1 protein-coding gene is annotated in these 255 nt (G+C 72.9%); it reads right to left on the reverse strand.

Annotation, left to right across the window (positions count from 1 at the left end; genetic code table 11):
• Window positions 1–255: FtsK/SpoIIIE domain-containing protein (locus RM590_RS35930; RefSeq protein ID WP_311708997.1), on the reverse strand; the 255-nt coding region annotated here is incomplete at both ends.

Raw genomic sequence — 255 nt, forward strand, 5'->3', positions numbered from 1 at the left:
CGGCCACGGTGCGATTGACGAGTTCGGCGTCGAGGCGCCCGGCGACGCCGCCGACGTGCGGCAGCCCGGCGAACGGGAACAGCGTGCCGCTGAAGTCCAGGCAGTAGAACTGCACTTCGTCCGGCGTGTGACGCAGCGCCAGCGACGCGATCAGCGACCGGACGGCCGTTGACTTGCCGCCGTGCGGGCCACCGACCACCGCCACATGGCCACCGGCGCCCGCCAGGTTGAGCCGGAGAGGGTCGCGGCGCTGGT

The organism is Streptomyces litchfieldiae (genome assembly GCF_031845365.1).
GTDB lineage: Bacteria > Actinomycetota > Actinomycetes > Streptomycetales > Streptomycetaceae > Streptomyces > Streptomyces litchfieldiae.